We start from the raw sequence: 20,276 nt of genomic DNA on the forward strand, positions 1-20,276 counted from the left end.
TACAAACGCCGCGGTTTCCAATAAAACCCCGGCAATGCTATCGCGAGCAAGCCCGCTCCCACAGGTATTACTTCATGGTTCGATCAATTCCAGCCGGCACGATCCATCATGCGAATGGCTTCGGCTTGGCGCTTGCCTGCCACTTCGACCGGCATTGCGTCGGCCTTGAAGCTGCCCCAGCTAGCGACTTCAGCCGAAGGTGCAACGCTCGGGTTGGCCGGAAATTCCTGGTTCACGCCTGCAAAAATCGATTGGGCTTCAGGGGTGGTCATCCACTCCACCAGGGCCTTGGCCGCTTCAGGGTGCGGCGCGTACTTGGTCAGGCCAATGCCCGACAGGTTGACGTGAACGCCACGGTCCGCCTGGTTGGGCCAGAACAGTTTAACTGCCAGATCCGGCTTCTGCTTGTGCAGGCGGCCGTAGTAGTAGGTGTTGACGATGCCCACGTCGCACTGCCCGGCGTTGATTGCTTCAAGCACGGCGATGTCATCCGAAAACACGTCGGTGGACAGGTTGTTGACCCAGCCTTTGAGGATTTCTTCGGTTTTTTCCGGGCCGTTCACTTCGATCATGGTGGCGGTCAGCGACTGGTTGTACACCTTCTTGGCGGTGCGCAGGCACAGGCGGCCTTCCCAGTTCTTGTCGGCCAACGCCTCGTAGGTCGACAGTTCTTCAGGTTTAACCCGGTCGGTCGAATAGGCGATGGTTCGTGCACGCAGGCTCAGGCCCGTCCATTCATGGCTGGAGGAGCGGTATTGCGGCGGGATGTTTTTGTCGATCACCTCGGACGTGAACGGCTGCAGGATGCCCATTTGCTCGGCTTGCCACAGGTTACCGGCGTCTACGGTGAGCAACAGGTCGGCGGTGGCGTTCTGGCCTTCTGCCTTGATGCGCTGCATCAGCGGCGCTTCCTTGTCGGTGATGAACTTGATCTTGACCCCGGTTTTGGCGGTGTACGCGTCAAATACCGGTTTGATCAGCTCGTCGATACGCGAAGAGTAAACCACCACTTCATCGGCGGCAGAAACGCTGCTCGCAAATACGGTAAGGGCCAGGGCAGTCAGTAGACGCTTGGGTGCCAACATGGAGGGCGGTCTCTCTTGATGCGAATCGGGCGTAAATGGTAGTGAATCACATTTCCCATCTCAACCTAACTCGAAGCGGAGCCGTTACCAGATGTTGCTAAGTACTCGTAGCAGCTGCCGCAGGCTGCGTTCGGCGGCGAAGCCGTCGCAAGCGCGAAGTCTGCGGTGTGTCAGGCTCACGGTGAACACTGACTCTACGACGGCTTCGCCGCCGAACGCAGCCTTCGGCAGCTGCTACAAGATCAAAGGCATCAGTCAGGGTTTGGCCAGCGGCGGCAGGTCGCCACTCAAGCCCAGTGCCTGACGCACAAACAGGGCTTTAGCTTCGGGCATTTTATTCACCCATTTCAAACCGGTATTACGCAGCAACCGGGCAGTCAGTGAGTCCGCCTGGAACAACCGCTCAAAGCCTTCCATCGCCGCCATCAACGCCAGGTTATGCGGCATGCGCCGACGTTCGAACCGGCTCAGCACACGCACATCAGCCAAACGCTCGCCACGGTCAACCGCGTGCAGCAGCACATGCGCCAGCACCGCCGCATCCAGGAAGCCCAGGTTCACGCCCTGCCCGGCCAGCGGGTGAATGGTGTGCGCCGCATCTCCGATCAACGCCAGGCCTTCAGCCACATAACGTTTGGCATGACGCTGACGCAGTGGCACGCATACCCGTGGATCGGCACTCAACACGCTGCCCAGACGGCCTTCAAAAGCCAGCTCCAGCTCGCGGCAGAACGCTGCGTCGTCCAGCGTCATCAGGTATTGGGCTTGTTCGGGGGTGGTCGACCAGACAATCGAGCACCAGTCCTGCTGACCGTCACGTTCCAGCGGCAAAAATGCCAGCGGGCCGTTATCGGTAAAACGCTGCCAGGCCGTCTGCTGGTGCGGCTCGGCGCACCGCACGCTGGTGACGATGGCGTGGTGCTGGTAATCCCACTCGCGGGTCTCACAGCCGGTCAGGCGGCGCACAGCCGAGTTCGCCCCATCGGCAGCAATCACCAGCGGCGCCCGCAAGGTGCGGCCATCGGCAAGGGTCAGCAGCCAGTCGTCGCCAGAGCGGCGCATCTGCTCCATGCGCGCATTGGCCAGCATCTCGATAGAGCTGCCCTGCAGGCACTCCAGCAGGGCGTCCTGGACCACACGGTTTTCGACGATATGGCCCAGCACCTCGGCATGCACGCTGGCCGCCGAAAAGTGGATCTGCCCGGTGCCGCTGCCATCCCACACGTGCATGTGCGAATACGGGCTGGCGCGGCGGCGGGTGATGCCGTCCCAGGCGCCAAGGCGCTGCAAGATGCGCTGGCTGGCGGCCGACAGGGCACTGACCCGGGGTTCGAAGGGCGCTTCGGCGGCAAAGGGCTTGACGCTCAGCGGGCCGCCGTCGAGCAGCAGGATTTTCAGCCCGCTGTCCTTGAGCGCCAGCGCCAGTGCGCTTCCGACCATTCCGGCCCCAACAATCAGCAGATCTGCGCGCATTTCCATGCTTTAAGCCTGTCTCGCTAGCGGCGTACGCCGCACCTGAAAAAATGGATCGACACGGGGCGCGTTCGCCCCGCTCGTCATCAACTGTCTGCGCGGGTGCCCAGGCCCATCGCCTGGCGGGCAAACCATCGTTTGGCCGGGGGCAGCAGATCGAGGCCGAGCAAGCCCAGGTTTCGACCAAACGAAACCAGCGGTTGCTCACTGCCAAACACCCGCGTCACTTTGTCCGAGAACCCGATGGTCAGTTGCTGGTCGAGTTGTTGCGCCTGTTGATAACTCAACAGGGTCGCGAAATCACCCGGGTTCTTGTCACTGGCCAACAAAGCGTCGGCCAGCGCCTGGGCATCACGCAGGGAAAGGTTGAAGCCCTGCCCCGCAATCGGATGCAGGCTATGGGCGGCATTGCCCAGCACCGCCAGATGCGGGCGTACCTGCTCTTGCGCTTCAATCAGGGTCAGGGGGTACAGATGCCGCGCACCCACTTGTTTGAGAGTGCCCAGACGATAGCCGAAAACGCCCTGCAACTCGCTGAGAAAGCTGCGTTCGTCCAGGGCCGCCAGACGCTGCGCGTCCATCCCCAGACGAGTCCACACCAGCGCGCAGCGGTTGTCAGGCAACGGCAGCAAGGCCATCGGGCCTTCGTCGGTGAAACGTTCGAACGCCATGCCGGCGTGGGGCTGGCTCGGGGTGATATTGGCAATCAGCGCGCTCTGGTTGTACGGCTGCTGGCGCACATGGATGCCCAGCTTCTCGCGCAAGCCCGACCGCCCGCCATCGGCCAGGACGGCAAGGTCGCAGTCCAGGGCGGTTTCGTCGTTAAGGGTCAGGCGATAGCCGTCTTCCAGCGGTTGCATGTGGATAACTTCAGCCGGGCAACGCCAGCTGATCACGTCCGGGTCCAGGCTTTTCCACAGGCACTGGCCCAGCCAGGCGTTTTCGACCACATAACCCAGCGCTGGCACGCCTTCTTCACTGGCCGACAGCCGCGCCGTCGAGAAGCGCCCGCGGTCTGACACATGAATGTCCTTGATCGGCTCGCCGCGCTCGGCAATCGACCGCCACAGGCCCAGGCGCTCGTAGATGATCCGCGCGCCATAGCTGAGCGCCGAGGAACGGGCATCGTAGCTGGGCTGGTAGCTGTTGCCGGGTGCGAACGGCTCGATCAGCACGATCTTCCAGCCACGGGCCTTGGCCCCGGCCTGCAACGCCAGCGCCAGGCTCGCGCCTACCAGGCCGCCACCGATAATGGCCAGATTGACGCGACTCATGCCGCGCCCGCCATCAACGCTTCGATCTCGGCGACGGTTTTAGGCACATCGCCAGTCAGGATTTCACAGCCGTGTTTGGTGACCACCACGTCGTCCTCGATGCGCACGCCAATGCCGCGCCATTTTTTCGCAACGTTGAGGTTGACCGGGCTGATATAGATGCCCGGCTCCACGGTCAGGGTCATGCCCGCTTCCAGCACGCGCCACTCACCCTCGACCTTGTATTCACCCACGTCATGCACATCGAGCCCCAGCCAGTGGCCGGCGCGGTGCATATAAAACGGTTTATAGGCTTCACTGGCGATCAGTTCGTCAACGTCGCCCTGCAACAGCCCCAGCGCCACCAGTCCGGCGGTAATCACCTGCACCGTGGCTTCGTGGGCCTGGTTCCAGTGCTTGTCGGGGCCGATCTCGGCAAATGCCGCTTCCTGCGCCGCCAGCACCAGCTCGTAGATGGCTTTCTGCTCCGGCGAGAACCGGCCGTTAACCGGGAACGTGCGGCTGATATCGCTGGCGTAGCAGTCGATCTCGCAGCCGGCATCGATCAACACCAGGTCGCCGCTTTTGAGCTGTGCGTCGTTCTCCTGGTAATGCAGGATGCAGCTGTTATCGCCAGAGGCGACGATCGAGCCATAAGCTGGCATTTTTGCCCCGCTTTTACGAAATTCGTAATCCAGCTCGGCCTCCAGGCTGTACTCATGCAAACCGGCACGGCTGGCCTGCATGGCCCGCACATGGGCGCGAGCCGAGATTTGCGCCGCATGGCGCATGACCTTGAGTTCTGCCGCCGATTTATACAGGCGCATGTCGTGCAGCAGATGATCCAGAGCAACGAATTCGTTGGGTGGCTGGGCGCCGAGGTTGGCCTTGGAGCGAATCGCGTTGATCCAGTCCATCAAATTGCGATCGAATTCGGGATTGCCGCCCATCGCCGAGTACACCCGGCTGCGGCCTTCAATCAGCCCCGGCAGGATGTCGTCGATATCGGTGATCGGGAACGCGTCGTCGGCACCGAAGTCGCGGATCGCGCCCTCTTGCCCGGCCCGCTTGCCGTCCCACAATTCACGCTCGGCATTGCGTTCGCGGCAAAACAGCACGTACTCGCCATGAACCCGGCCCGGGATCAGGACAATCACCGCCGCAGGCTCGGGAAAGCCGCTCAGATACTGGAAATTGCTGTCCTGGCGGTAAACATGTTCGACATCGCGATTGCGAATGGCCACCGCCGCTGCGGGGAGGATCGCAATGCTGTTGGGCTCCATCTGCGCCATGAGTGCCTTGCGGCGACGTGCGTATTCCGATTTCGGGATATGGATCATGGGCAGACGGTTTCCCTCTTGTCGTTCAATCAGTGCAGCGAAGGCTTGGCGGGCGCGGCTTCAGCGGTTTTTTTGGTTTCGGTGAACAGCAACAGCGGCGCGACGCGCAGGTATTCCATCACTTCCATGTAGTCGCTTTCGCCGTCTTCGGACTCTTCCAGGGCATCTTGCACCTGGGCGATGGCCGCCAGGTCGCGCAGCACTTCATTGGCTTCATCGCTCAACGAATAGGCGCGGCGGGTCAGGCCGAAACCGGACAGGAACCCCTGGCACCACTGGCCCAGGGCAGCGGCACGCTCAGTCAATGGCGCGTCATCGGTGGGCAGCAACAGCACCACGGTCATGTCGTCGCTGGTCAGTTCACCCTTGACCATCTCTTGCAATCCGATCAAGGCATTGCGTACGTTGTCTTGTGGCTCGCCTGCCAGCAGTTCGGCGGCTTCGACCAGCCAGGCGTCAGCATCGAAACCGGAACCGGCACAGCTGCGACCCAGCAGGTGGCCATGCAGTTCGGCAGGCGAGACGGAGTGGCCGTTGGCGGCCAGCAGGGTTACAAAGGCTTGATACGGGGAATTCTGAATAGGCATGGTCAGCTAGGCGCCAAGCGGCGCTATGTCTAGAATGGAGGGCTTGTATCCTAGCATCGGCAGACGTGCCAGACCATCGAGGCGTCAGTCCCCATCCATCAGAAAATTCACAGTAGGACACAATGGAAGACACCGACCTGCATGCACTGATGGCCAGACTCGAGCTGCTGATTGCCCGGGTTGAGCAACTTAACCGGCAAAACGCACTCTTAATTGCTCAGGAAAAGACTTGGCGCGAGGAACGCGCGCACCTCATTGAAAAAAACGAAATCGCCCGGAACAAGGTGGAATCGATGATTTCGCGCCTCAAAGCCCTGGAGCAAGACTCATGAGTTCAAGCAGTAGCGTCACCGTGCACATCCTCGACAAAGAGTATTCGATCATGTGCCCCCAGGAAGAACGCAGCAACCTGGTGAGCGCCGCCCGCTACCTGGACGGCAAAATGCGTGAAATCCGCAGCAGTGGCAAAGTCATTGGCGCCGACCGTATCGCCGTGATGGCCGCGCTGAATATCACCCACGATCTGTTGCACAAACAGGAAGTCGCCGAAGTTCAAACCAGCAGTTCCACCCGCGAACAGGTGCGCGACCTGCTGGATCGCGTTGACCTGGTGTTGGCCACTGATCCGAACGAACGCCAAAGCTGATTCAAGACGTTACTTTGGGGTATACTCGCGCCACTCCCTGGAGTATTCGCCAGTTAGCGATGTCCCTGAGCCGATTCGCACTACCCTGGAGCTTGCACGTTGGGCCGGTGTGCATGTCCGCTAGACGGAAAGCCTTAAGGTCTACTGCAACTTCCACCTTGAACTTTCGGGTTCAAGGGCCAAGCCGACAGCGGTACGTCGGGGAGCCTGATTTCCGAGCGCAATGCCAGCAACCCGCTGGCATTGGCTTGCACGAGCCACCACCCGGTGCCTCGATCCTGAACAGCACGCCATATGAACGAACCTGCGACGCCTACCCGCCCGCAACTTCGCCGAATGCTGCGCAAAGCCCGCCGCGACCTGTCGCCCTGCGAGCAACGCCAGGCCGCCCGTGGCCTGTACCGGCAACTGGCGCAACACCCGCTGTTTCGCCGCGCCAAACACATCGCCCTGTACCTGCCCACTGACGGTGAAATCGATCCGCGCCTGCTGCTGCGTGAAGCCCAGCGCCGGGGCAAGATCACCTACCTGCCGGTGCTCAGTGCGTGGCCGAAAACCAAAATGGTGTTTCAACGCATTGCCCCCGGCGAAACGCTGCGCCCCAACCGTTTTCGCATTCTCGAACCCCACATCAACCGCGCACGCCAGCGCAAGGTCTGGGCACTGGACCTGGTGCTGCTGCCGCTGGTGGGGTTTGATGCTACGGGTGGGCGACTGGGCATGGGCGGCGGCTTTTATGACCGCAGCCTGGCGTATCAGGCCAGACGCCAATGCTGGCGCAAGCCGACACTGGTAGGGCTGGCCCACGAATGTCAGAAGGTCGAGAGCCTGGCCCAGGCCAGTTGGGATGTCCCTTTACAGGGCACGGTCTCGGACAGGCAGTGGTACATCGCCCACTGACAGGCCATCCATCAAGGTTTAGCGTTTGAAAGGTTGTACTTGCTGTTGCGCCAGCTCAATCGGCGCGTCGCTCGAATTCGACCACAAACTTTGCGCATAGCCCGTTGTAACCACACCCAAACCGAACAAAATAACCAGCATCCACAGTAAATCCGGTTTGCGTTTCATCGATTGCCCTCCTTAAGGCAAATCAACACGATGACAGCGACGGTTTTTGTTATAGGCCGTGCAGCAGCGTCAAGCTTAAAAGGCGGGCATTTTGCGGCAACACGAAGACACACGCAAACGCTGGCGTCAACCGACTGTCGGTTTAGTTAAATATAGTCGGGCAAATTAACCACAGCATGTTTCTGGAGTAAAAAATGGCCTATTGGTTGATGAAATCCGAGCCTGACGAGTTCTCGATCAAGGATTTGCAAAAGCTCGGTGAAGCGCGCTGGGATGGCGTGCGTAACTATCAGGCGCGCAATTTCATGCGCGCCATGGCGGTGGGTGACCTGTTCTTTTTTTACCATTCCAGCTGCCCCGAACCGGGTATTGCCGGAGTGGGCCGAATCGTTGAAGCCGCTTACCCCGACCCGACCGCCCTGGACCCAGAAAGCCATTACTTCGACCCCAAGGCCAGTGCTGAAAAAAACCCGTGGAGTGCGCTGCAGGTGGCCCATGAGCAGACGTTCTCCAGGGTGATCAAGCTCGACTACCTCAAGCAGCAAACTGCCCTGGCCGAAATGCCGCTGGTGCAAAAAGGCAGCCGCCTCTCGGTGATGCCCGTGACCGATGAGCAATGGGCCGTGGTGATGGGGTTGCTGTAGAGCGGATCGCTGTGGGAGCGGGCTTGGTGTGGGAGCGGGCTTGCTCGCGATGGGATCGCTGTGGTTCACATGTCAGACATCACCGCCTGAATCGCGAGCAAGCCCGCTCCCACAACACTCCCGCTCTCACCTGACAAGCAGCATCCGCTTTTAGCGTCTACGCTCTGGACTTCCTTTGACTGGCATCAAGTCGCAACCGCCTTGAAACCGTCAAACTAGAGCGCTCTGTGACACAGGATGTCGGCATGTCTAGCAACCACCGTATTTCCCATTATTTCGTTATCCCTTTGGCTGTCTTGCTGATTGCAGCAGGCGGGTTCGGTTATTGGAAATCCCAGCACGACCGCCTCCCTGAAGGCATCAGCATGGGCAACGGTCGGCTCGAAGCCACGGAAGTACAAATCGCAGCCAAAATACCCGGGCGCCTGGCCGAAGTACTGGTCGATGAAGGTGACCGCGTCACCCAGGGCCAATTGCTGGCCCGCATGGACACCCGCACCCTGGAGGCCAGCCGCGCGCAAGCCGAAGCCGAAGTGCTGCGCGCCCGCCAGACCCTGGCCGCCAACGAAGCCAACGTGCAACTGCGCCAGAGCGAGAAGCTGCTGGCCAGCCAGGAACTCACGCGTTTTCGCCAACTGGCCAAGCGCGGTTTTGCCAGCGGCCAGCAACTGGACCAGCAACAAGCCCGATACGACACCAGTAACGCCGCAGTCGTCGCCGCCCAGGCCCAGGTCGCCGCCGCCAAGGCCGCGATCGGCTCATCCCAGGCCCAGGTCGCACAGCTGACCAGCGAAATTGACGACAGCAGCCTGCGCGCGCCCATCAACGGCGTGATCCAGTTGCGCCTGGCCGAGCCCGGTGAAGTCCTCGGCTCGGGTGGGCGGGTATTTATGATGATCGACCCCAGCGACCAGTACATGAACCTGTACATGCCCGCTTCGGTGGTCGGCAAATTGACCGTGGGCTCTGAAGCCCGCATCGTGCTCGACGCCCTGCCAGACCGGGCACTACCGGCCAAAGTCACCTTTGTCGCGGCCAAATCCCAGTTCACCCCCAAAGAAGTTGAAACCCGCGACGAGCGGCAAAAGCTGGTGTTCCGGGTAAAACTGCGCCTCACCGACCCGGGCGCCGTACCACAGGCCAAACCGGGCATGCCGGGCGCCGGTTATGTGCGAACCGCCGATGTACCGTGGCCGGCTAATCTGCAATGAGCGATCTGGCGCTAAACGCCAGTGGCATCAGCCACAGGTACGGTAACCAGCAGGCACTGCTGGACATCACGTTCAGCCTGCCCAAGGGCACGCGTTGCGGGCTTATCGGGCCTGATGGCGCGGGCAAGTCGAGCCTGCTGGGGCTGATTGCCGGGGTCAAGAAGCTCCAGGAGGGTACTCTTGAGGTGCTCGGCGGCCCGATTGATAACCGCCGGCATCGCAACACCCTGTACCCGCTGATCGCGTTTATGCCCCAAGGCCTGGGCGGCAACCTTTACCCGGAACTGTCGATCAGCGAAAACATCCGCTTTTTCGGCACCTTGTTTGGCCTGTCGAAAGACGACTGCGAACAACGCATGGCCGAACTGCTCAAGGCCACCGACCTTGAAAGGTTTGCCGAGCGCCCGGCGGGCAAGCTGTCAGGTGGCATGAAGCAAAAACTCGGGCTGTGCTGCGCGTTGATTCACGAGCCCGACCTGCTGATCCTCGACGAACCCACCACGGGTGTTGACCCGCTGTCACGTCGACGCTTCTGGGAACTGGTGGAGGATGTGCGCAGCCAGCGCCCGCAACTGACGCTGCTGGTGGCGACGGCCTATATGGAAGAGGCCGAGCAGTTCGAACACTGCCTGATGCTGGATCGCGGCAAATTGATTGCCACCGGCCTGAGCCAGGAACTGGCGGCGGTCACCACCACCGGCAAGCTCGACGAGGCCTTCACCCACTATCAGGGCGACAGCGGCCACAGCAGCGAGCCACTGGTGATTCCGCCGCGCACCAGCGACAACAGCGATATCGCCATTGAAGCCCACGACCTGACGCTCAGGTTCGGCGATTTTACCGCGGTGAACAAGGTCAGCTTTGCCATTGGCCGGGGCGAGATTTTCGGTTTTCTGGGCTCCAACGGCTGCGGCAAGACCACCACCATGAAGGTCCTCACCGGGCTGATGCCCGCCACCGAAGGCAGCGCCAAACTGCTCGGCAACCCGGTAAATGCCAAGGACCTGGCCACCCGCAAGCGCGTGGGTTTCATGTCGCAGAGCTTCTCGCTGTACGGCGAGTTGAGCGTGCGGCAAAACCTGGTGCTGCACGCGCAACTGTTCGACTTGCCCAAGGCCGAAAGCGAGCCGCGCATCGAAGAGTTGATCGAGCGCTTCGATCTTGGGGACGTGGCCACACAACAGTCCGGCGAGTTGCCCCTGGGCCTGCGCCAGCGCCTGTCGCTGGCGGTGGCCGTGCTGCATCGCCCCGAAGTGCTGATCCTCGACGAGCCCACTTCGGGCGTCGACCCGGCCGCCCGCGATGACTTCTGGCGCCTGCTGATCGAGCTGTCCCGCGAGCAGGGGGTGACCATCTTCCTGTCCACCCACTTTATGAACGAAGCCCAGCGCTGCGACCGTATTTCGTTGATGCACGCTGGCAAGGTGCTGGCCTGCGACACACCCGATGCGCTGCAGCAGCAATTCCACGGTGACACCCTGGAAGCAGCGTTTGTCACCTGCCTGGAGCAGGCCCAGAACGATCAGGACGCCAGCGCGGCCTCTGCGCCGGAGCCCGTCGCCACGCCTGCAGTCAATACGCCGCCACCGGTCAGCAAAAGGGGTTTCAGCCTGACCCGGCTGATTGCCGTGGCCAGTCGCGAATCCAAGGAGTTACTGCGCGACAAGGTACGCATGGCCTTTGCCTTGCTGGGCGCGTTGTTCATGATGGTGATTTTCGGCTACGGCATTTCCCTGGACGTGGAAAACCTCGCCTTCGCGGTCTACGACCAGGACCAGAGCCCGCAAAGCCGCGCCTATCTCGAGGCATTCCGCGGTTCCCGTTATTTCGAAGAGCACACGCCGATCCGCAGTGCGGATGAGTTGCACAAACGTCTGCAACGCTCGGAAATAAAAATTGCCCTGGAAATTCCTCCGGGGTTTGGCCGCGACTTGTATGCCGGGCGCCAGCCGACAGTTGCCGCATGGCTCGATGGTGGCATGCCGTTTCGCGCCGAAACCAGCCGCAGCTATGTGCAGGCCGTGCATCAGGCCAACCTGGAGCAACTGGCCACCTTGAGCAGTCAGGCGCAAAACCGGCAAGCCGCAGTCAAGCTGGAAACCCGCTTTCGCTACAACCAGGATGTCATCAGCGTCAATGCCATCGGTCCCGGCGTCATGGCGCTGATCCTGGCGTTTATCCCGGCCATGCTGACCGCGCTGGGCATTGTGCGTGAAAAAGAACTGGGCTCCATCACCAATTTTTACGCCACACCGCTGACACGTCTCGAATTTCTGCTGGGCAAACAGGCGCCATACCTGGCGGTAAGCCTGGTCAACCTGGCGTTGCTGGTGGCCATGAACCGCTGGCTGTTTGGCGTACCGTTCAAGGGCAGCGGCTTGACCCTGGCGCTGGGCGGGCTGCTGTATGTGCTGTCGACCACCAGCATGGGCCTGCTGATTTCCGCCTTCACCCGCACCCAGATCGCTGCGATCCTGGGCACCATGATCATCACCAGCCTGCCGACCATTCAGTTTTCCGGCCTGCTGGTGCCGCGCTCCTCGCTGGAAGGTGCGTCGGCAGTGATGGGCATGCTGTTCCCGGCCGGGCACTTCCTCGATATCGCAGTGGGCACCTTCACCAAAGCGCTCGACCTGCGCCAGTTGTGGCCGCAATGCCTGGCGCTGTTCGGCTTTTTTGTTGCGTTTACCGGGCTGAGCCTGATCATGCTCAAGAAGCAGGAGGTTTGATGCACAAGCTCTCGCACATCCTGCGCCTTGGCCTTAAAGAACTCACCAGCCTGCGTCATGACAGCGTGCTGCTGTTGTTCTTGCTCTATGCCTTTACGGTGGCGATTTATATGCCGGCGTCGAGCTCGATCATCGGCGTGCACAACGCCAGCGTTGCCATCATTGATGAAGACCACAGCCCCCTGTCACGCAAACTCGGCGAATCGCTGCTGCCCCCGGAGTTCAAAGCGCCACAAGCCTTGCCTTATGACCAGCTCGATCAGGCGATGGATAACGGCCAATACACCTTTGTGATCAATGTGCCAGCCAACTTCCAGGCCGACTTGTTGGCAGGTCGCCAACCCGGCCTGCAGGTCAACGTCGATGCCACCGCGATGAGTCAGGCCTTTATGGGAGCGGGCTATATAGGGCAGATTTTCCAGCGCGAACTGCTCAACTATGCGGGCCAGGGTGACGCGGCGGCAAAAAGCCCGGCACTGATTTCCAGCCGCGCATTGTTCAACGCCAACCTGGAAGGCGGCTGGTTTTTGGCCGTAATCCAGATCGTCAATAACATCACCATTCTGGCCATTGTGCTGACAGGCACCGCGTTGCTGCGCGAACGCGAGCACGGCACACTCGACCATTTGCTGGTGCTGCCACTGACGGCGCTGGAAATCATGCTGGCAAAAATCTGGAGCAACATGCTGGTGGTCGTGCTGTGCACCTGGGTGTCGCTGGAAGTCATCGTCAAATGGGCGCTGGGCGTGCCACTGGCGGGGTCGTTGACCCTGTTCTTGCTGGTCACCGCGCTGTACCTGTTTGCCAGTACCGCGCTGGGGATCTTCCTTGCGACCCTGGCGCGTTCAACACCGCAGTTCGGTTTGCTGGCCATCCCGGTGATCATTCCGATGCTCCTGCTCTCGGGCGGCAGCACGCCGCTGGACAGCATGCCCGTGTGGCTGCAATGGGTGATGCAGTGCTCGCCGTCGACCCACTTTGTCAGCCTGAGCGCGGCGATCCTGTTCCGCGGTGCGGGGGTGAGCGTAGTTTGGCCGGACTTGCTGGCCCTGGCAGGTATTGGCCTGGTGTTCTTCGCCATTGCCCTGGCACGGTTTCGCAAGAGTCTGGCGTCGTAAGCCCGGGCACGGGTTATGTGGGAGCGGGCTTGCTCGCGATGCAAGCGCCTCGATACGTCAGACAGGTCGAGGTGAAACTATCGCGAGCAAGCCCGCTCCCACACAAAAGCCAGGCCGGTATCTGCGTCTTCACTGAACAATCAGGTTATTGAACAGCAGATCGTCCACCATCGGTTTGCCGGTTTCGGCAGTCATGACCTGCTGGATTTGTTTCAAGGCTTCCTGGCGCAGCTTCTCCTTGGCTTCAACACTGCCCAGGGTTTCGCTGGTCTGCTGGGTAAACAGCCCCACCAGTTGATTACGGATCAAGGCGTCATTGGTTTTAACCGCCTTGGCCGCATCGGCCCCCGTCACACGCAAGGAAATATCAGCCTTGTACACCTTGAGCCGGGCGCTGCCGTCCAGGCCATAGTTACCTACAAATGGCGGGCTCAGGCTGATGTAGCTGACCTTGTCGCCGCCTTCCTGCGCCTCTTCCCCGACCGCCGCCATCGGCAAGGTCAAGGCCAGCATCAACATGATCCACGCTTTCACAATTCGCTCCTTTATTACAGTTTGGCGGGCAAGCATACCCGGGCCTTTCCACCTTTATCGGCCAATCCCGGCAAAGCCGTAGCCTGCTGATTCAACGCTCCCTGGGTGCCAATAGCGCCTGGACGCTCTCGGGCAACATCTCGAAAAACTTGCGACTGGGCTTGCGTCGGCAGGCTTCAACCACCTTCACGGTGTCCCGCGCCAGTTCGTACAAAGCTGTTGCCAACAATTCGAGAGGATACTGCCCTGCCTCATATTCCTCGATCAGTCGATGGCGGGTTTGCCTGAACAACGTCAGTTCAACCAGGGGCAAGTCGACGCCGCGACGTATATGACGGGTGATTTCCCGGTTCAACTTGAGACAGGTTGCGCTGCTGATATCGGGCGTAGGTGCCTGCGCCTGCGCAACGGACGCCATCAACATCACCACAAGCCAGACCAGATGATTCATCGCTTTCCCCCCGCGCCGACAAGGGCGCAAAGGGCAAATATTATGGGTATGCCCCGCGATATCTCAGTTCACAGGCTCCGATCCTGTCGTGGGATGGCTCCGATTCAACGGCCAGCGCACTCTTTAAGTCGTCGGTTTGAAGGGGCCGCAACGCTTGAGCCGCGCCTCCAGGTTACGATCCGGCATGGCGTGGCTGCGCAAAGCGCTCACGGTCTGTTCAACATAATCGCGAGTGGTGCCGTAGCGCCCGCTGGCGTTGGCCAGTACCTGGCTCAACACGCCATCTGGCAGGTTGCCCGCATAGCTGGGCAAATGCCGCTCCAGCACAAAACCCAGGGCTTGTACCTGGCTGCCATCTTCCAGTCGGCAGGTGAGCCAGTGCGGCCGATACGAGGGCACCGGCATCTCCCGCAGCCACAGGGCGTGCAGCGCAGCATCGAGGTTTTCTTCCGGCAAGCGGTAGGCAAAGCCACTGCACGAGCCGCCACGATCCAGGCCAAACACCAGCCCTGGCCATTGCGGCGTGCCACGATGCTCGTGGGACCACAGATACAGCCCGCGATGGTAGCCATGCACCCGTCCACGCACACGCTCAACCGCCGCGCATTCCGGGCGCCAGATCAATGAACCATAGGCAAATAGCCACACCGGCCCACCTTGATGGCGCGCCATAGTGCTGTGCAGGGAGGTGAGAAGTTGTTCCGGGGTCAACGGCGCCCCGAGATCGAGTCGCGGCGGATAATCCAGATTCAGGCAGACAGATTCACGCGTAGTCAGTGCAGGTGGCATTGGGTCCTACAGGCATTACATGTGGTAAACAAAATAACGACATGAATCTTATAGCACCCAATAGTCTATGGCCCGCACCGCAAGACGTATGGTTCGATGGCGAGATGATGCAATTGCGCTTAAACCCGCTTCGTTCAGGGAATGTTCAAGCGCCCCCTTTATAGTTGCCAGCCGCAGGCGCACACCCAACGAGGTTGTTGAATGAAATACATTGGGATTTGCTACCTGTTGATCCTGGCTTATACCAGTTCAGCATTGGCACAAGACGGCACGCAGCAAAAAGACGACGGGTTCTGGTATGTGCAAACCAGTGTCTATACCCGGCACTTCTCCCCCGACCCTGAGCACAACAACAATCAGGACCTGATCGGTATTGAGCGCCATGACGCTTCAAACTGGTTGTTCGGCGCGGCGACCTTTCGCAACTCGTTCCGCCAGCGGTCGTACTACGCCTACGCGGGCAAACGCTTTGATAGCGACACTTACCCGGTGTATCTGAAGCTGACAGGCGGCCTGCTGGAGGGCTACCACGGCGACTACCAGGACAAGATCCCGCTCAACCGCTTCGGCGTGGCCCCAGTGATCATCCCCTCGGTGGGCGCGTATTACGGCCCGGTCGCCGCCGAGCTGGTGTTGCTCGGCTTCAATGCGGCAATGATCACCACAGGCCTGCGGTTTTAAGGGCAGGGCTTAACTGGTCGCTGTGGGAGCGGGCTGCCCGCGATAGTTTCAACGCGGTGTAACAGTTACATCGCGTCGCTTGCATCGCGAGCAAGCCCGCTCCCACACATTCAACCCCGTGGGCAATAGGCAAACACATCGGCGCGCATCTGGTGCGCGTCCATGCCAGCAGCCACCAGCGCGTCCAGCGTGCCGTAGATCATCGCAGGCGAGCCACTGGCATATACATGCACACTGGCCAGATCGCTGATGTCTTCGCACACGGCTTCATGCAGCATGCCGCAGCGCCCTTCCCAGCCACATAAATCACTCACCACCTTGTGCAGAAACAGGTTGGGGGTTTTCTCCCATTCGGCCCATTCGTCCAGGGTGTAGAAGTCTTCAGGCCGACGCACGCCCCAATACAGATGCACCGGGTGCTTGAAACCCTTGGCCCGGCAATGCTCGATCAGGCTGTGCATTTGCGCCATACCGGTGCCCGCCGCGATCAACACCAGCGGTCCGTCCGGCAGCTCGGACAAGTGCGTATCACCGAAAGGCAGCTCAAGGCGAACCATCTTGTTGCGCTGCAACTGCTCGATCAGGTTGCGGGCGCTGTCTTCTCGCACCAGCACGTGCAACTCAAGGTCGCGCCCCGAGTGCGGTGCACTGGCCAGCGAGAATGCCGACTTGTCACCGTTTTCACGCTCCAGCATCACGTATTGACCAGCGTGATAACGCGGCGGCTTGCCCGCAGGCGCACGCAAGCGCACCCGCCACACATCGCCACCCATATCGACACATTCGGTCAACTGACACGCCAGGCTACGCACCGGTAATTCTCCCAACGCAAGCACGCCATCCCACAACACCACACAGTCTTCAAGGGGGGCCGCCAGGCAGGTATAGAACTCGCCATGATCACGCACGTCACCCGCCTGCTCCACCTGGCCTTCAACCAGCAAGGCCGCACACACATGGCAATTACCATTGCGACAGCTTTGCGGGCATTCATAGCCCAGGCGCTGCGCCGCATCGAGAATCCGCTCGCCAGGCAAGGTTTCCAGCACCGCACCTGAAGGCTGCAAGGTTACACGCATCAATCTATTCCTAATTGATTCCAGATGTCATCGACCCGGCGAGTGACCGCCTCATCCTTGACGATAACCCGACCCCATTCGCGGGTGGTTTCACCCGGCCATTTGTTGGTCGCATCCAGGCCCATCTTCGACCCCAGGCCGGAAACCGGCGAGGCAAAGTCGAGGTAGTCGATGGGCGTGTTGTCGATCATTACCGTGTCGCGCTTGGGGTCCATGCGCGTGGTAATGGCCCAGATCACATCGTTCCAGTCACGGGCATTGATGTCGTCGTCGGTCACGATAACGAACTTGGTGTACATGAACTGGCGCAAAAACGACCACACACCCAGCATTACGCGCTTGGCGTGCCCCGGGTACTGCTTTTTCATGGTCACGATGGCCATGCGGTACGAGCAGCCTTCAGGCGGCAGGTAAAAGTCGGTGATTTCCGGGAACTGCTTTTGCAGGATCGGTACAAACACTTCGTTGAGCGCCACACCCAGAATCGCTGGCTCATCCGGTGGACGGCCGGTGTAGGTGCTGTGATAGATCGGTTTGACCCGATGGGTGATGCGCTCGACGGTAAACACCGGGAAGCTGTCCACTTCGTTGTAGTAACCGGTGTGGTCGCCATAAGGGCCTTCAGGGGCCATCTCGCCGGGGTGGATCACGCCTTCGAGGATGATTTCGGCAGTGGCCGGCACTTGCAGGTCATTGCCGCGGCACTTCACCAGTTCGGTGCGGTTGCCCCGCAGCAAGCCGGCAAAGGCGTACTCGGACAGGCTGTCGGGCACCGGGGTAACGGCGCCAAGAATAGTCGCCGGGTCTGCGCCCAGGGCCACGGACACCGGGAATGGCTGGCCGGGGTGTTTTTCGCACCAGTCGCGGTAGTCCAGCGCACCGCCACGGTGGCTCAACCAGCGCATGATGACCTTGTTGCGGCCAATCACCTGCTGACGATAAATACCGAGGTTCTGACGGTCCTTGTTCGGCCCCTTGGTCACGGTCAGGCCCCAGGTAATCAGGGGCGCCACATCGCCCGGCCAGCAATGCTGCACCGGAAGCATGGCGAGGTCGACGTCATCACCCTCAATGACCACTTCCTGGCACACCGCGTCCTTGACGACTTTCGGCGCCATGGCAATGATCTTGCGGAAGATCGGCAGCTTGGACCACGCGTCTTTCAGACCTTTAGGCGGCTCGGGCTCCTTGAGGAACGCCAGCAGCTTGCCGATTTCGCGCAGCTCGCTGACAGACTCGGCGCCCATGCCCATCGCCACGCGCTCTGGCGTGCCGAACAAGTTGCCGAGCACCGGGATCGTGTGGCCAGTCGGGTTTTCGAACAGCAAGGCCGGGCCTTTGGCTCGCAGCGTGCGATCGCAGATTTCGGTCATCTCCAGGACTGGAGAAACGGGAATCTGGATGCGTTTCAATTCTCCGCGCTGCTCTAGCTGCTGCACGAAATCCCGAAGATCCTTGAATTTCATTGACGGTGGCACCCCTAAAATAGGCGTACATCCTACCTGCTATGCCGGCCGCTGGCAGCTTATCGCTGCTCAGCGGGCGGTATTGGCCTGCTCCGGGGCACGCAACGCCAGGTCATCGAACAGCGGGGCCAATGCCGGAAGAACCAGGCGAGCGCCGATTTCGGACAGGTGATTGTCATCGGTGTACAACGAATGACCGTCCTGTTCGGCCCGGCACAACCCTGAGGCATCACACAGCTGCGGGGTCGGGTCCAGTACCTGCACATGGGAATCAGCGGCCGCGATATCGGCAAACAGGCGGTTGATAAACGCTTTTTGCCTGAGGTGGTCTTCGACCGGCATGCCGACATCGGCGGTGGGCTGGTGCAGCATCGCCAGGCGGCTCAGGCGGTACGGCGGATTGAACGGTTGCAACGGCGCCTCCTTCATCAGCCACACGCGGTACCCGGCCTTGCGCAATTGCTCGACCCTCGCCCGCAAGCCATCGGTCAACCGTTGTTCGGCGACCGCGCGATCATAGTGGCCATTGCTATCGCGCAACGCATGGCCGTGATCGCCCTTGGCATCGCCATACAAGTACAGGCTCCAGCGCGCCACCAACAGGATATCGCGCACGGGCTCGGTCGCCAGGGTGCGTTCGACACGACGGTTGTACTCGGCGCACCGCGTACCGTGCTCCAGCCCTTCAAGCGGCAGGCAACCGGCTGAACTGGCCAGCATCACATTGACGCCATGCTGGCGGGCGCTGTCTTCCAGTGCCGGGATCAGGGCCGTGGCGTGGCTGTCGCCCCACACCAGCAGTTGAGCCGGCGCGGCGGGCGATTGGCCGTAACGGCAGAATGGCGTGTCGGCCGGGCTCTTGTCATCGGTGATGCAGGCCATCAGTTCAGGTCGCCATTCGCTGGCCCGTGCGTATTGCAACGCCTGCTCGGACAAGCGCGACGGCAGGCCATCGGTCCAGCGCAGCGCCTGGCCGGCGATCCCCAATACCAGAATGCCCAAGCCCGCCGCGACGAGAACCTGACGACGCCCAGCCAACAATCGACGCTCACGAAACGGCGTTTCGACAAAGCGCCAGGACAGATAGCCGAGGATCAGCGTCAGCGCGATCAACGCGCCGGTCAATGCAGGGCCGAACTCATCCGCGCCGGCATAACTGCCAAACACGAAAACCGGCCAGTGCCACAAATACCAGGAATAGGAAATCAGCCCGAGCCCGACCATTAACCGCGTGCTCAACACACGCCCGACCCAGGTGCTCTGATGCTCATTGGCCCAGATCAGGGCCACCACGCCCAGTACGGGCAGCAACGCCGCGGTACCCGGGAAGGGTGTGCTGTTGTCATAACCGAACACGGCAACAAGAATCAGGCCCATGCCCAACAGGCTGATGCCTTGCGCCGCCGCTGGGGTCAGGCGTTTCTGGCTGGCAGGCGCAATCGCCAGCATGGCACCTGCCAACAGCTCCCATGCCCGCATCGGCAACAGGAAAAACGCTTTTTCGGGATGGTAGGCCACAGCCCAGACGCTGAGCCCGAACGACACCAGCAACAGGCTGAACAACGCCAGCCGCCAGTGCTTGAACCGGCTGCAAAGCAGGGTCAGCAGTAACGGAAAGACAATATAGAACTGCTCTTCAACCGCCAGCGACCAGGTGTGGAGCAGCGGCTTGAGGTCACTGGCAGCATCGAAATAGCCTTCCTGGCGCATAAACAGCAGGTTGGACACGAACATCACCTGGTAACGCACCGAGCGCCCCAGCTCTTCGTAGTCCTTGGGCGCCATCAGGAACCAGCCCACGGCCAGCACAGCAGCCATCATCACGAACAAGGCCGGCAGGATGCGCCGTGCGCGACGGGCCCAGAACTCGACAAAACTGAAACGCGCCGCCTGATGCTGGCGCCAGATGATTGAAGTGATCAAATAACCGGAAATGACGAAGAACACATCAACGCCAACAAATCCGCCCGAAAAACCCGGCACTCCAAAATGGAACAACACCACGGCAAGTACAGCAACAGCGCGCAGGCCATCAATGTCCCTGCGATAAACAAGAGAGCTCATATACGCTTACAACTCATCGATAGATTATTTTTATTGACCGGAGTTAAGCACAAACCTT

At 60.6% G+C, this 20,276-nt stretch carries 20 protein-coding genes and 1 other RNA gene; 9 read left to right on the forward strand and 12 right to left on the reverse strand.

What is annotated here, in order from left to right; genetic code table 11:
- Positions 1-83: 83 nt before the first annotated feature.
- The 5 genes from BLU25_RS13775 to BLU25_RS13795 form a co-directional block, all read right to left on the reverse strand.
- Positions 84-1,085 carry an extracellular solute-binding protein gene (locus tag BLU25_RS13775; RefSeq protein ID WP_016783039.1) on the reverse strand — a complete coding sequence of 334 codons (1,002 nt, stop codon included), beginning with the start codon at positions 1,083-1,085 and terminating at the stop codon, positions 84-86.
- A 255-nt stretch (positions 1,086-1,340) separates the two neighbouring features.
- Positions 1,341-2,558, reverse strand: a complete 1,218-nt coding sequence (locus tag BLU25_RS13780) for a 2-octaprenyl-3-methyl-6-methoxy-1,4-benzoquinol hydroxylase (RefSeq protein WP_172832042.1) — start codon at positions 2,556-2,558, stop codon at positions 1,341-1,343.
- Between the two features lie 86 nt (positions 2,559-2,644).
- Complete coding sequence (gene ubiH, locus BLU25_RS13785) at positions 2,645-3,832, reverse strand: 2-octaprenyl-6-methoxyphenyl hydroxylase (protein ID WP_016783037.1); 1,188 nt, start codon at positions 3,830-3,832, stop codon at positions 2,645-2,647.
- The gene (pepP, locus tag BLU25_RS13790; protein WP_083369686.1) at positions 3,829-5,151 is read right to left on the reverse strand and encodes a Xaa-Pro aminopeptidase; all 1,323 of its coding nucleotides are present in this window, start codon (positions 5,149-5,151) and stop codon (positions 3,829-3,831) included. Before pepP ends, ubiH begins: the two co-directional genes overlap by 4 nt.
- A gap of 29 nt (positions 5,152-5,180) precedes the next feature.
- The gene (locus BLU25_RS13795; RefSeq protein ID WP_016783035.1) at positions 5,181-5,738 is read right to left on the reverse strand and encodes a YecA/YgfB family protein; all 558 of its coding nucleotides are present in this window, start codon (positions 5,736-5,738) and stop codon (positions 5,181-5,183) included.
- A 122-nt stretch (positions 5,739-5,860) separates the two neighbouring features.
- On the opposite strand from BLU25_RS13795, the gene BLU25_RS13800 reads away from it, so the two are divergent.
- The 4 genes from BLU25_RS13800 (at position 5,861) to BLU25_RS13815 (ending at position 7,284) form a co-directional block, all read left to right on the forward strand.
- Positions 5,861-6,070: a TIGR02449 family protein gene (locus BLU25_RS13800; protein ID WP_016783034.1), complete on the forward strand. Its 210-nt coding sequence runs from the start codon at positions 5,861-5,863 to the stop codon at positions 6,068-6,070.
- On the forward strand, positions 6,067-6,384 hold the full coding sequence (locus tag BLU25_RS13805) for a cell division protein ZapA (protein ID WP_016783033.1): 318 nt from the start codon (positions 6,067-6,069) through the stop codon (positions 6,382-6,384). Before BLU25_RS13800 ends, BLU25_RS13805 begins: the two co-directional genes overlap by 4 nt.
- A 31-nt stretch (positions 6,385-6,415) precedes the next feature.
- A non-coding RNA gene (gene ssrS / locus BLU25_RS13810) (6S RNA) lies at positions 6,416-6,593 on the forward strand.
- A gap of 85 nt (positions 6,594-6,678) precedes the next feature.
- The gene (locus BLU25_RS13815; RefSeq protein WP_029611674.1) at positions 6,679-7,284 is read left to right on the forward strand and encodes a 5-formyltetrahydrofolate cyclo-ligase; all 606 of its coding nucleotides are present in this window, start codon (positions 6,679-6,681) and stop codon (positions 7,282-7,284) included.
- 18 nt (positions 7,285-7,302) lie between these two features.
- Here BLU25_RS13815 and BLU25_RS23600 read toward each other — a convergent pair whose 3' ends face one another.
- Positions 7,303-7,452 carry a hypothetical protein gene (locus tag BLU25_RS23600; RefSeq protein ID WP_016783031.1) on the reverse strand — a complete coding sequence of 50 codons (150 nt, stop codon included), beginning with the start codon at positions 7,450-7,452 and terminating at the stop codon, positions 7,303-7,305.
- A 194-nt stretch (positions 7,453-7,646) separates the two neighbouring features.
- Here BLU25_RS23600 and BLU25_RS13820 point away from each other — a divergent pair, with 194 nt between their 5' ends.
- The 4 genes from BLU25_RS13820 (at position 7,647) to BLU25_RS13835 (ending at position 13,154) form a co-directional block, all read left to right on the forward strand.
- Complete coding sequence (locus tag BLU25_RS13820; RefSeq protein ID WP_016783030.1) at positions 7,647-8,096, forward strand: EVE domain-containing protein; 450 nt, start codon at positions 7,647-7,649, stop codon at positions 8,094-8,096.
- A 245-nt stretch (positions 8,097-8,341) separates the two neighbouring features.
- Positions 8,342-9,307, forward strand: coding sequence for an HlyD family secretion protein (locus BLU25_RS13825; protein WP_016783029.1), 966 nt, complete (start codon positions 8,342-8,344; stop codon positions 9,305-9,307).
- Positions 9,304-12,036, forward strand: coding sequence for a ribosome-associated ATPase/putative transporter RbbA (gene rbbA, locus BLU25_RS13830; RefSeq protein ID WP_016783028.1), 2,733 nt, complete (start codon positions 9,304-9,306; stop codon positions 12,034-12,036). Before BLU25_RS13825 ends, rbbA begins: the two co-directional genes overlap by 4 nt.
- Complete coding sequence (locus BLU25_RS13835; protein WP_016783027.1) at positions 12,036-13,154, forward strand: ABC transporter permease; 1,119 nt, start codon at positions 12,036-12,038, stop codon at positions 13,152-13,154. Before rbbA ends, BLU25_RS13835 begins: the two co-directional genes overlap by 1 nt.
- Positions 13,155-13,283: 129 nt before the next feature.
- On the opposite strand, the gene BLU25_RS13840 is transcribed toward BLU25_RS13835, so the two are convergent.
- From BLU25_RS13840 to BLU25_RS13850, 3 genes are all read right to left on the reverse strand, one after another.
- Positions 13,284-13,688: a flagellar basal body-associated protein FliL gene (locus BLU25_RS13840; RefSeq protein WP_016783026.1), complete on the reverse strand. Its 405-nt coding sequence runs from the start codon at positions 13,686-13,688 to the stop codon at positions 13,284-13,286.
- 91 nt (positions 13,689-13,779) lie between these two features.
- Entirely contained in the window at positions 13,780-14,139 is a 360-nt protein-coding gene (locus BLU25_RS13845) for a hypothetical protein (RefSeq protein ID WP_016783025.1), read from the reverse strand.
- Between the two features lie 123 nt (positions 14,140-14,262).
- Positions 14,263-14,928: a gamma-glutamylcyclotransferase gene (locus tag BLU25_RS13850; RefSeq protein WP_371838301.1), complete on the reverse strand. Its 666-nt coding sequence runs from the start codon at positions 14,926-14,928 to the stop codon at positions 14,263-14,265.
- Between the two features lie 201 nt (positions 14,929-15,129).
- Between BLU25_RS13850 and BLU25_RS13855 the strand changes: the two genes are divergently transcribed.
- The gene (locus BLU25_RS13855; RefSeq protein ID WP_016783023.1) at positions 15,130-15,609 is read left to right on the forward strand and encodes a hypothetical protein; all 480 of its coding nucleotides are present in this window, start codon (positions 15,130-15,132) and stop codon (positions 15,607-15,609) included.
- A 110-nt stretch (positions 15,610-15,719) separates the two neighbouring features.
- On the opposite strand, the gene BLU25_RS13860 is transcribed toward BLU25_RS13855, so the two are convergent.
- The 3 genes from BLU25_RS13860 to BLU25_RS13870 form a co-directional block, all read right to left on the reverse strand.
- Positions 15,720-16,688, reverse strand: a complete 969-nt coding sequence (locus BLU25_RS13860) for a CDP-6-deoxy-delta-3,4-glucoseen reductase (protein WP_016783022.1) — start codon at positions 16,686-16,688, stop codon at positions 15,720-15,722.
- Positions 16,688-18,154 (reverse strand): 4-hydroxy-3-polyprenylbenzoate decarboxylase, encoded by a 1,467-nt coding sequence (ubiD, locus tag BLU25_RS13865; RefSeq protein WP_029611671.1) that lies wholly within the window; start codon positions 18,152-18,154, stop codon positions 16,688-16,690. The genes BLU25_RS13860 and ubiD overlap by 1 nt, the downstream gene beginning before the upstream one ends.
- A gap of 69 nt (positions 18,155-18,223) precedes the next feature.
- Positions 18,224-20,218 (reverse strand): acyltransferase family protein, encoded by a 1,995-nt coding sequence (locus tag BLU25_RS13870; RefSeq protein ID WP_016783020.1) that lies wholly within the window; start codon positions 20,216-20,218, stop codon positions 18,224-18,226.
- Positions 20,219-20,276: the final 58 nt, after the last annotated feature.

The sequence above is a fragment of the Pseudomonas fragi genome (assembly GCF_900105835.1).
In the GTDB taxonomy this organism is placed as follows: domain Bacteria; phylum Pseudomonadota; class Gammaproteobacteria; order Pseudomonadales; family Pseudomonadaceae; genus Aquipseudomonas; species Aquipseudomonas fragi.